We start from the raw sequence: 10097 nt of genomic DNA, 5'->3' as shown, positions 1-10097 counted from the left end.
TGACAGTAAGCATCCGAACACGACTCACGAGCGGTAGAGTCGGGCATGCGACGGGTCGATCGAGGTCAGACCGGCCGATGTGGAACGACCTTGCTAACCTGTCGCGCTACGCCGCGGTTTTGCGATGAATTGTGTAGTGCAAAACCATGAACGGCAGGCCATAGACCGAAAAAGCGTGTTCGGCCCGCAGTTCGCCGTCCTCGGCATAGACGTCGAGCTGCTCGGCGAAACCGGGCACGGCGAGCGTGGTCAGCTCCCTGGTCTCGGGTTCTACGTACGACATGTAGTGCCCGGGGTGGGCCAGATCGCTCCGGCTGGTCAGGATCAGACCGCCACCCGGACGCGGCAGCGGTAGCAGGGTGGCGGTGAAGTTGCCCTGCGGCACCGGGAATCCGACACTCACGTAACCCCGGCCCTCGTGCCGGTAAGTCGTGTAGATCCCGACGTAGATCGGCTCGTCGGTGTCGGCGAACGAGCGGATCCACCCGCGGACGCCGATCAGGTCGGTGCCGTCGGGGGTGATCGTGTCGATCCGGCTGCGGACGCCACGGAGCGTCTCGCGCTGGTTCATCGGCACGTTGGCCTGGCCCAGCCGGCGGGCCACGAGCGTGCGATAGAGCAGATAGCCCGGCCGCACCCAGAGGCGCCACTCGGGCACGATGTCGAGCCGGAAGCGGGTGGTGTGCTCGTAGAACTCCCGCACCAGCGGATCGACCCCGGCCGGGTCGAACCCCGGACCGGCGAGGTCGTCGAGCGAGGCGACGATCCCGACGTCGGCCGCGTCGGCCTGATATCTCCCGCCCATCACCTCGGCCAGTTGACGCACATAGCTCGTGCCGACATAGCCGGTGCGGGCCTCCAGCGGCACCACGAACGGCAGTTGCTCGGCCGGCACCCGCTCGGCCAGCAGGCTCACCTGGGGATCGCGGAACAGCGCGGCCGAAAGCGCCCGGAAGCCGACCACGGCGCCGGCCGCGACCGCGCCCGGCGGCGCCGCCCGCCCGGCGGCCAGGTGCCACGCGGCGCCCACGGCCGCGCCGACGACCGGCCCCAGCAGCACTTTCTGCGGCCGCAGACCGAGCCCGCCGGCCACCGCGCCGGCGGCCGCACCGACCGCGACCGGACCGGCCTTGGTCACCTTGGCACCGGCCCAGCCGGCCGGGGCCGCGAGCGCGCCGCTCATGACGACCCGCGACCACCAGGCCGGAATCTCGTTCGGCCGCTGGGTCGCCCGCGCCACCAGGTCGGTCGCCGCGAGCGCGGCCGCGCCGACGACCGCGGCCCGGCCCTTCCGCCGCCCGCCGAGGGTCAGACCGGCCAGGGCGCCGACCGCGGCCGCGAAGGCCACACCGCCGGCGACGCCGCCTCCACGCCCGGCTCGGGCACCGCCTCCGCTTCGGTTCCCCGGAGGCCGTCCGCCGGGGCCCCCGGTCATCGGCGGCCGCCGGCGTGCTGGAGTGCCTCGTCGGCGAGGCCCGGCCAGCTCATCCCGGAGCCCTCGGAAAGCGCGAACCATTCCTTCATCGGCGTCCCCTTGTTGGCATCGAACCGCGCACCCTCACCGGCCTCGACGAGCGAGGTCACCCGGCCCCGGGACAGCTTCACGACCAGCTGCCCCCGGACCAGCATCGCGAAGATCCGGCCCCGGTATTTCAGCGCCGACGACCCGAAGCCCTGCCCGGGCGCGGGCGGGGTGACCCCGTCGACACCCACGAACCCGTCGACCAGCTGCTCGAACCGCTCCTCGACCGTCACGTGCGCAACGTAGCAAGCCGGACTGACATCTTCGGAGTTCCACCGGTCGGTCATTCCGGACTCGGCGCCACGGACAGGTAGCAAACAACCACGTTTGGTAAAGGAATGGTTACGGCTGACTGTCGACGGTCGACAATCGGCGGTCGACAGTTAAGGTTCCCAGCATGCCTGTGTCGCCGATCACGGTCCTCGTCGCGAGCTACCTGGAACCCGCCCTCGTCGAGCGCATCGCCGCGTCCGACCCCGATCTCACCGTGCTCTACCAGCCGGAACTCCTCCCGGTGCCGCAATACCGCAGCGACCACGGCGGCCGGAAGCCGGAGCTGACGGCCGGGCGGAAAGACGAGTGGGCCGGCCTGCTCGCCCGGGCCGACGTCGCGTTCGACTTCGACTGGGAGCGCCCGGCCGATCTCCCCCGGCGCGCGCCGAAACTGCGGTGGATCCAGGCGACCAGCGCCGGCATCGGCGGCTTCGTGCGGCGCACCGGGCTCGACCGCAGCGACATCGAGTTCACGACCGCCGCGGGCATCCACGCCGTACCGCTGGCCGAGTTCGCCGTCACCGGCGCGCTGCACTTCATCAAGGGCGTGCCCGAGCTGAAGCGGCGGCAGAAGGCCCACCACTGGGAGCGTTACACGACCACCCGGCTGGCCGGCCGCACGGTGACCGTCGTCGGGCTGGGCGGGATGGGCCGCCAGGTCGCCGCCACGTTCAAGGCGCTGGGAACGAGGGTCATCGAGGTGACCCGCGACAAGAACGTCGACGAGTTCCTCCCCGAGACCGACGTGCTCGTGCTCTGCTGCCCGCTGACTCCGGCGACCGAGGGCCTGATCGGAGCCGCGCAACTGAGGCTGCTCCCGGCCGGTGCCGTCCTGGTGAACATCGCCCGAGGCCCGGTCGTGGACGAGCAGGCGCTGATCGAATCGCTCGGTGAGGGTCATCTCGCCGGCGCCGCGCTGGACGTGTTCGCCGTCGAGCCGTTGCCGGACGCGTCGCCGCTGTGGGACATGGATTCGGTGCTGGTCTCGCCGCACTCGGCCTCGACCGTCGACGGCGAGAACGCCGCGCTCACCGACCTGTTCCTCGACAACCTGCGCCGTTATCGGGCCGGCGAACCACTGCGCAACCGCTACCACCGCGACCGCGGCTACTGAGCCTCATCGAAGACCTGAGGAGATCACATGAGCAGCCTGCGTGGCACCTGGTACATCAGCCCGACGCCGTTCACCGGCGAGGGCGCAGTCGACCGTGAGAGCCTGACCCGGCTGGTGACCGCCGCCGCCCGCTGGGGCGCCGACGGCATCACGATCCTCGGCGTGATGGGCGAGGCGGCCGACCTCACCGCGGGCGAGCGCGAGGTAGTGCTCGGCACGGTGGCCGACGCGGCCCGGGGCGTACTCCCGTTCGCCGTCGGGTGCTCGGCGCCGTCGGCGGCGGTCGTGGCCTCGAACGCGCGCCGCGCGGTCGCCGCGGGCGCCACCGCGGTCATGGTGTCGGCGCCGGCCCTGCTCAAGGACACCGACGCGATCGGGGCCTTCTACCGGGCGGCGGCCGGAAACCTCGACGTGCCGGTGATCGTGCAGGACGAGCCGGCCGCGACCGGCGTGACGATGCCGGTATCCGCGCTGCTGGCCGCGCTGGACGCGTGCGGCGCCGAGACGGTGAAGCTGGAAGACCCGCCCACCCCGCCGAAAATCACCAGGCTCCTCGAGAAGCGCCCCGGCCTGACCGTCTTCGGCGGCCTCGGCGGCGTCAGCGCCTACAACGAGCTGCGGCGCGGCGCGGCGGGCACGATGACCGGCTTCGCCTATCCGGAGATTCTGCGGGCGATCCGCCTCGCGGCCGAAAAGGGCGACTGGGCCACGGCCGCGCGCCTCAACGACAAGTTCCTGCCGTACCTCGTCTTCGAGGGGCAGCAGCGAGTCGGCCTCGGCATCCGCAAGGAGGTGCTGCGCCGCCGGGGTGTGCTGAACACCTCCCGCACGCGGGCGCTCCAGCCGGTGCCGGACCAGGCCACCCTGGCCGACCTCGACGACGTGCTGGACCGGGTCGGCCTGGTCCCCGCGCCGGAAGCGCTCGAGCTGTGAAGGCCGTCGTGGGCGGCGGCGCCTCGGGACTCGGCTTCGCGATCGCCGAGAAGCTGGCCGCCGAGGGGCACGACCTGCTGCTCTGGGGCCGCGATCAACAGCGCCTGCGGAGGGCGGCCGACAAGATCCGCGGAGTCACGGTCGACACCGTCGTCGCCGACGCGTCCGATCCCGGTGCGGCGCAACGCATCGCCGAGGCGGCCGGCCCGGCCGGCATCTGCGTGCTCAACGCCGGTGGCCCTCCGCCGGCCCCGGCCGACCGGACCGACCCGGACACCTGGCGCACCGCACTGCAGCTGCTGACCGTCACGCCGATCGACCTGGCCACCCGGCTGCTCCCGGGAATGCGCGAGCGTGGCTTCGGCCGCATCATCGCCGTGCTCTCCTCGGGCGTCCGCGAGCCGCTGCCCGAGCTGTCCTACTCGAACGCCGGGCGGGCCGCCCTCGCGACCTGGCTGAAGACGGTCGGGCGACTGGTCGCGGCGGACGGGGTCACGGTCAACGGCGTGGTGCCGGGCCGGATCGACACCGAACGGGTGGCCGCGCTGGATCGGGGAGCCGCCGAGCGGACGGGAAGAAGCGCGGCCGAAGTCAAGGCCGCCTCGATCTCCTCGATCCCGGCCGGCCGTTACGGCCGGCCGGAGGAGTTCGCCGCCGTCGTCGGATTCCTCGCCTCCCCGGCCGCGTCCTACGTGACCGCGAGCCTGCTGTCGTGCGACGGCGGCATGATGCGGAGCCTCACGTGACATCGCCCGAGGTGAAGAACACGCCCGCATCCGGCATCCGCGCGGTCGCCAACGCCGCCTGGGCCCGCCCGGACGCGGTGCATCTGGAGTTCGGCGAGCCCGACTTCGACACCCCGGCGCACGTCGTCGAGGCCGCCGACCGGGCCGCCCGCACCGGGCAGACCCGCTACGGCCCGAGCGCCGGACTGCCCGCCCTGCGCGCGGCCGTGACCGCGAAACTGGCCCGGGACAACGGTTTTCCCGGCGTCACACCCGAACAGGTCGTCGTCACCGCGGGCGGCGTCGGCGGGCTCTTCGCCGCCTATCGCACGCTGCTCTCGGCCGGCGACGAGATCCTGGTGCCCGACCCGGGCTGGCCCAACTTCAGCACGATCGCCACGATCCTCGGAGCCGTGCCCCGCCCCTACCGCCTCTCCCCGGATTTCGCGCCGGACTACGACGAGCTGGAAACCAGGACGAGCCCGAGGACGAAAGCGATCCTCATCAACTCGCCGTCCAATCCGGTCGGCTACCAGTGGTCGATCGAACAGCTCGGACAGCTCGGTGACTGGGCGGCGAGGCACGGCCTGACCGTCATCTCGGACGAGTGCTACGACCAGCTCTGGCTCGACAATCCCGCGCCGACCTTCGCCGTCGCGGCGCCCGAAGTCTCCCACGTGACCGTGTTCTCGCTCTCCAAGAGCTACGCCATGACCGGCTGGCGGGTCGGCTACGCCGTCACTTCCCCCGAACTCGCGGCCGGACTGGCCCGCGTGCAGGAGGTCACCGCCTCCTGCGTCAACACCATCGCGCAACACGCCGCGATCGCGGCGCTCACCGGCGACCAGCAGTGTGTGGCCGTCATGCGCGCCGCCTACCGCGAACGCCGCGACGTCGCGCTCGCCGCGGCCCAGCGGCTGGGTCTGGCCGTCACCCGGCCGGCCGGCGCCTTCTATCTGTGGGTCTCCAGCGACGTGGAAGCCCAGCGCCTTCTGAACGAGACCGGCACAGCCGTGGCGCCCGGTGAGGCCTTCGGGTCCGCCGGCGCCGGGCACCTCCGGCTTTCCCTCGCCGCCGCGACCGAACACGTGGTCCGCGGCCTGAACGACATCGCCCAGTTGTAAAGCCCCCAACCTGAGAAGGAGGCCCGGATGGCTGCTCGCAAGCTCATCCTGGCGGCGTTGCTGTCCGGCGCGGTCACCCTGACCGCCGCCTGCGCCGGAAACAGCACGACAACCGGTACCGCGTCCGGCGGCAGCACCGGCACCGCGAAGTACGGCGGCACGATGACCGTCGCCTACCAGAGTGACCCGAAGACCTTCGACCCGGCGGTGTGCTACGACGCCACCTGCTGGAACAACATGCGCATGCTCTACGACCGGCTGTACGACTACACCGGCGACACGATGAACATCGCCCCGCAGGCCGCGGCCGCGATGCCCGAGGTGAGCGCGGACGGCCTCACCTACACCATCAAGATCCGCCCGAACATGACGTTCAGCGACGGCAAGCCGGTCACCGCCAAGGACTTCGTCTACTCGTTCGACCGGATTCTCGACCCGGCCACCAAGTCGCCGGTGCAGAGCTTCTGGACCGGCATCGACGGCGCCGCGGCGTACGCCAAGAGCCCGACCGGCGCACTCAGCGGCATCACCGCGGTCGACGACTCGACCCTGCAGATCAAGCTGACCGCGCCGAACAGCGCCTTCAAGTACGTGCTGGCGATGCCCCACGCGTCGGTCATCGAGACGGACAGCGCGAGCAAGCCGGTCGGCTCGGGCCCGTTCGTGATGGACCACTTCACGCCCGGCCAGGAGATCGTGGTCAACCGCAACCCGAAGTACTGGGACGCGCCCCGGCCCTATGTGGACAAGGTGGTCGAGAAGCTCGGCGTCGACCCGCACGTCCAGCTGCTCTCGCTGGAGAAGGGCACGATCGACCTGATGGGCGACCCGATCCCGGCCGCCGACTATCTCTCGGTCGCCAACGACGTGTCGCTCAAGCCGCAGATCAAGACCATCGTGAAGCCCTCCACCTACTACGTCACGATGAACACGCAGATGAAGCCCTTCGACAACCCGAAGGTGCGCGAGGCGGTCTCGTACGCGTTCGACCGCTCGTTCCTGCTCAAGCTGGTGGCCGGCCAGGGCTCGGTGGCCAACGAATACCTGCCGCCCGGCATCACCGGCTACACGCAGGAGAAGCTGGTCCACGACCAGGACATCGCCAAGGCCAAGCAGTTGCTGGCCGACGCCGGTTACCCGAACGGGTTCTCGACCACGATGTACTCCTGGAACACCTCGCCCTGGACCGCGCTGCTGCCCCAGCTCCAGCAGGACCTCGGCAAGATCGGGATCAAGGTCGACGCCAAGCCGATCCAGCAGAGCGCGTTCTTCAGCCTGGCCGGCACGCCCGGCAAGGCCCCGATGACGCTCACCTTCTGGGTCGCCGACTACCCCGACGGCAGCGACTTCTATCAGGCGCTGCTCTCCTGCGCGGCGGCCATCCCGAACGGCCAGAACTACTCGTTCTACTGCAACAAGAACGTGGACGACCTGGTCAACAAGGCGCTCGCGGCCAACGACGTCGCGTCGGCCAACACCATCTACGCGCAGGCCACCAAGGCCATGCTCGCCGACAACCCGGTGGTGCCGCTCTACTACGGCTCCAAGACCGAGGTCTTCGGCAAGACGGTCGGCGGCTACCACTCCCAGCCGATCTGGGGCTGGGACATGACCAACTACTGGAAGACGACCGGAACCGCCAGTCGCTGACCGCTCCCCCGGCCGGAGCGATGGCTCCGGCCGGGGGCCCAACCCCCGAGGACTCGATGTGACAACGCTACTTGAGGTCGACGGGCTGACCGTCGGCTTCGGACGGGACGGCAGCCGCTCCTCCGCGGTGCGCGGCGTCTCGTTCGAGGTGGCCGCCGGTGAGCGGGTGGGCATCGTCGGCGAGTCGGGCTCCGGCAAGTCGGTCACCGCGCAGGCGGTGATGCGGCTGCTGCCGCCGGGGGCCGACGTCGGCGGCGAGGTGCGCTTCGCCGGCACCGACGTCCTCACCTTCGACTCCACCCAGCTCGCGGACTGGCGCGGCGCCGAGATCGCCATGGTCTTCCAGGACCCGATGTCCAGCCTCAATCCCTTGCTGCGCATCGGAACCCAGGTCACCGAGGGACTTCGCCGGCATCGCGGTCTGTCCCGGTCGGCGGCGCGCGGCGAGGCCGCACGCCTGTTGCGTACGGTCGGAATCGCCGACGCCGAGCGGCGGCTGCGCGACTATCCGCACGCCTTCAGCGGCGGTATGCGGCAGCGGGTGTGCATCGCGATCGCGGCGGCCTGCACGCCCAAGCTCATCATCGCCGACGAGCCGACGACCGCGCTCGACGTGACCGTGCAGGCCCAGGTGCTCGACCTGCTCGACGAGCTGACCGAGCGGCACGGCACCGCGACGATCCTGATCAGCCACGACCTGGGCGTGGTGTCGAGCTTCTGCGACCGGCTCCTCATCATGTACGCCGGCCGCGTCGTCGAATCCGGCCCGACCGACGACATCATCGCCCGGCCCGCCCATCCCTACACGCGGGCGCTGCTCGACTCGATTCCCCGGCTGCGGGGCGAGTTGCCCCGTCGCCTGCCGGCCATCCCGGGCGCCCCGCCGTTCGGCGACGTGCCGGCCGGCCGGTGCTCGTTCGCCGACCGCTGCCCGCGCGTACAGGACCTCTGCCGCACGAGCGATCCCGCACTCGAACCCAAGGCACCGGGCCGCCTGGCCGCCTGCCACTTTCCCCTGACCGAGGAGGCCGCATGAGCGCCGTGACGGTCGCCGGGCTGACGGTGCGCTACCGGCGGCCGGGCAAAGGGCTGCGGCACGAGGTCTTCACCGCGGTCGACGACGTCAGCTTCACCATCGAGCCGGGGCAGACCCTCGGGCTGGCCGGCGAGTCCGGCTCCGGCAAGAGCAGCGTGGCCCGGGCCCTCATGCGGGTCGTCGAGTCGTCGGCCGGCAGCGTGCTGATCGGCGGCCACGAGGTGACCAAGCTGCGCGGCGGGGCGCTCCGCAAGTTCCGGCGGCACATGCAGATGGTGTTCCAGGACCCGTACGACTCGCTCAACCCGCGGCTGACCGCGGGCGACAACATCGCCGAGGCGCTCACCGCGGCCGGCGTCGCCCGCCCCGACCACACGGTCCGCACCCGGGAACTGCTCGACCGGGTCGGGCTGCCGGGCGCGTTCGCCCGGCGTTACCCGCATCAGATCTCGGGCGGCCAGCGGCAGCGGGTTTCGATCGCCCGCGCGCTCGCGGTCCGGCCGCAGGTGCTGGTCTGCGACGAGGCGGTGTCGGCGCTCGACGTGTCGGTCCGCGCGCAGATCCTCAACCTGCTCAAGGACCTCCAGGAGGCCGACGGGCTGGCCTACCTGTTCATCTCGCACGACATGTCGACCCTGCGGTTCATGGCCGACGACATCGCCATCATGCGGGCCGGCCGGATCGTCGAGAGCGGCTCCGGCCCGACGGTGTTCGCCGAGCCGGCTCACCCGTACACCCGGGAGCTGATCGCGGCGATCCCGGAACCCGGCGCCGGCCGCCGGCGCCGCCACACCGACCCCGAGGGAGGCCCGCGATGACCGCCCCGCTCGACGTGCCGGTCACGGCGGATCCGGCGCTGCCGGGCTTCGGCCGCCGCGCCCTGCGCAGCCTGCTAAGGGACTGGCCGGCCCTGATCTCCATCGTCCTGCTGGTGCTGCTCGCGCTGGCCGCGATCCTGGCGCCGCTGCTCGCCCCGCACCCGCCGCTGGCCACCTATCCGGACGGCCTGCAGGCCAACGGCGCCCCGGTCGGGCCGGGCGGCCACTTCCCGCTCGGCGCCGACCCGAACGGCCGCGACGTGCTGAGCCGGCTGCTCTACGGAGCACGGGTCTCGCTGGTCATCGGCATCCTGGCCAACGGGCTCGCGACCGTGCTCGGCGTGCTGGTCGGCCTCGTCGCCGGCTATCTCGGCGGGTGGACCGAAACGGTGCTCATGCGGATCACCGACGTGGTCATGTCGTTCCCGATCCTGCTGTTCTGCATCGCGCTCATCGCGGTCACCGGGCCCAGCGCGCGCAACGTCGTGTTCGTCATCGCGCTCATCTACTGGACGGCACTGGCCCGGATCGTACGAAGTCTGGTGCTCTCGCTCAAAGAGCGGGAGTTCGTCGTGGCCGCCCGCACCCTGGGCCTGTCGCACTGGCGCATCATGCGCAAGCACCTGTTCCCGCACCTGGTGCCAACCATCATCGTGTACGCCACCCTCGGCGTCGCCTCGTCGATCCTGATCGAGGCCTCACTCTCCTTCCTCGGCGTCGGCGTGCCGGTTCCCGACCCGTCCTGGGGCCAGATGATCGAGCAGGGCAAGGAGTACTTCCAGATCGCGCCCTGGCTGCTGTTCGCGCCCGGCGTCTGCCTCATCCTCACCGTCCTGGCCTTCAACCTGGTCGGGGACTGGCTGCGCGACCTGCTCGACCCGACCGCGACGGAGCGCCGCTGA

The 10097-nt window shown here is 71.2% G+C and carries 10 protein-coding genes; 8 read left to right on the top strand and 2 right to left on the bottom strand.

Annotated elements, in window-relative coordinates; all coding sequences use genetic code 11:
* Window positions 1-106 precede the first annotated feature (106 nt).
* Both AB0M88_RS00210 and AB0M88_RS00205 read right to left on the bottom strand, forming a co-directional pair.
* A complete protein-coding gene (locus AB0M88_RS00210) occupies window positions 107-1348 on the bottom strand; it encodes a hypothetical protein (protein WP_364093109.1) in 1242 nt (413 codons plus the stop codon).
* A gap of 83 nt (window positions 1349-1431) precedes the next feature.
* Window positions 1432-1755 (bottom strand): hypothetical protein, encoded by a 324-nt coding sequence (locus tag AB0M88_RS00205; RefSeq protein WP_364093107.1) that lies wholly within the window; start codon window positions 1753-1755, stop codon window positions 1432-1434.
* A 164-nt stretch (window positions 1756-1919) separates the two neighbouring features.
* Between AB0M88_RS00205 and AB0M88_RS00200 the strand changes: the two genes are divergently transcribed.
* From AB0M88_RS00200 to AB0M88_RS00165, 8 genes are read left to right on the top strand one after another with little or no spacing between them, the layout of a single operon-like run.
* Window positions 1920-2909, top strand: coding sequence for a D-2-hydroxyacid dehydrogenase (locus tag AB0M88_RS00200; protein ID WP_364093105.1), 990 nt, complete (start codon window positions 1920-1922; stop codon window positions 2907-2909).
* A 27-nt stretch (window positions 2910-2936) separates the two neighbouring features.
* Window positions 2937-3842 carry a dihydrodipicolinate synthase family protein gene (locus AB0M88_RS00195; RefSeq protein WP_364093102.1) on the top strand — a complete coding sequence of 302 codons (906 nt, stop codon included), beginning with the start codon at window positions 2937-2939 and terminating at the stop codon, window positions 3840-3842.
* Window positions 3839-4588 carry an SDR family oxidoreductase gene (locus AB0M88_RS00190; protein ID WP_364093100.1) on the top strand — a complete coding sequence of 250 codons (750 nt, stop codon included), beginning with the start codon at window positions 3839-3841 and terminating at the stop codon, window positions 4586-4588. Before AB0M88_RS00195 ends, AB0M88_RS00190 begins: the two co-directional genes overlap by 4 nt.
* Window positions 4585-5691, top strand: coding sequence for an aminotransferase class I/II-fold pyridoxal phosphate-dependent enzyme (locus AB0M88_RS00185; RefSeq protein ID WP_364093097.1), 1107 nt, complete (start codon window positions 4585-4587; stop codon window positions 5689-5691). The genes AB0M88_RS00190 and AB0M88_RS00185 overlap by 4 nt, the downstream gene beginning before the upstream one ends.
* Window positions 5692-5718: 27 nt before the next feature.
* Window positions 5719-7341, top strand: coding sequence for an ABC transporter substrate-binding protein (locus tag AB0M88_RS00180; protein WP_364093095.1), 1623 nt, complete (start codon window positions 5719-5721; stop codon window positions 7339-7341).
* Between the two features lie 58 nt (window positions 7342-7399).
* Complete coding sequence (locus tag AB0M88_RS00175) at window positions 7400-8377, top strand: ABC transporter ATP-binding protein (RefSeq protein ID WP_364093092.1); 978 nt, start codon at window positions 7400-7402, stop codon at window positions 8375-8377.
* Entirely contained in the window at window positions 8374-9195 is an 822-nt protein-coding gene (locus tag AB0M88_RS00170; protein ID WP_364093090.1) for an ATP-binding cassette domain-containing protein, read from the top strand. The genes AB0M88_RS00175 and AB0M88_RS00170 overlap by 4 nt, the downstream gene beginning before the upstream one ends.
* The gene (locus tag AB0M88_RS00165; protein ID WP_364093087.1) at window positions 9192-10097 is read left to right on the top strand and encodes an ABC transporter permease; all 906 of its coding nucleotides are present in this window, start codon (window positions 9192-9194) and stop codon (window positions 10095-10097) included. Before AB0M88_RS00170 ends, AB0M88_RS00165 begins: the two co-directional genes overlap by 4 nt.

Source organism: Actinoplanes sp. NPDC051411 (genome assembly GCF_040682075.1).
Classification (GTDB): Bacteria; Actinomycetota; Actinomycetes; order Mycobacteriales; family Micromonosporaceae; genus Actinoplanes.
The sequence above is the reverse complement of the archived record's forward strand: the minus strand, read 5'-3'. Positions and strand labels throughout refer to the sequence as shown.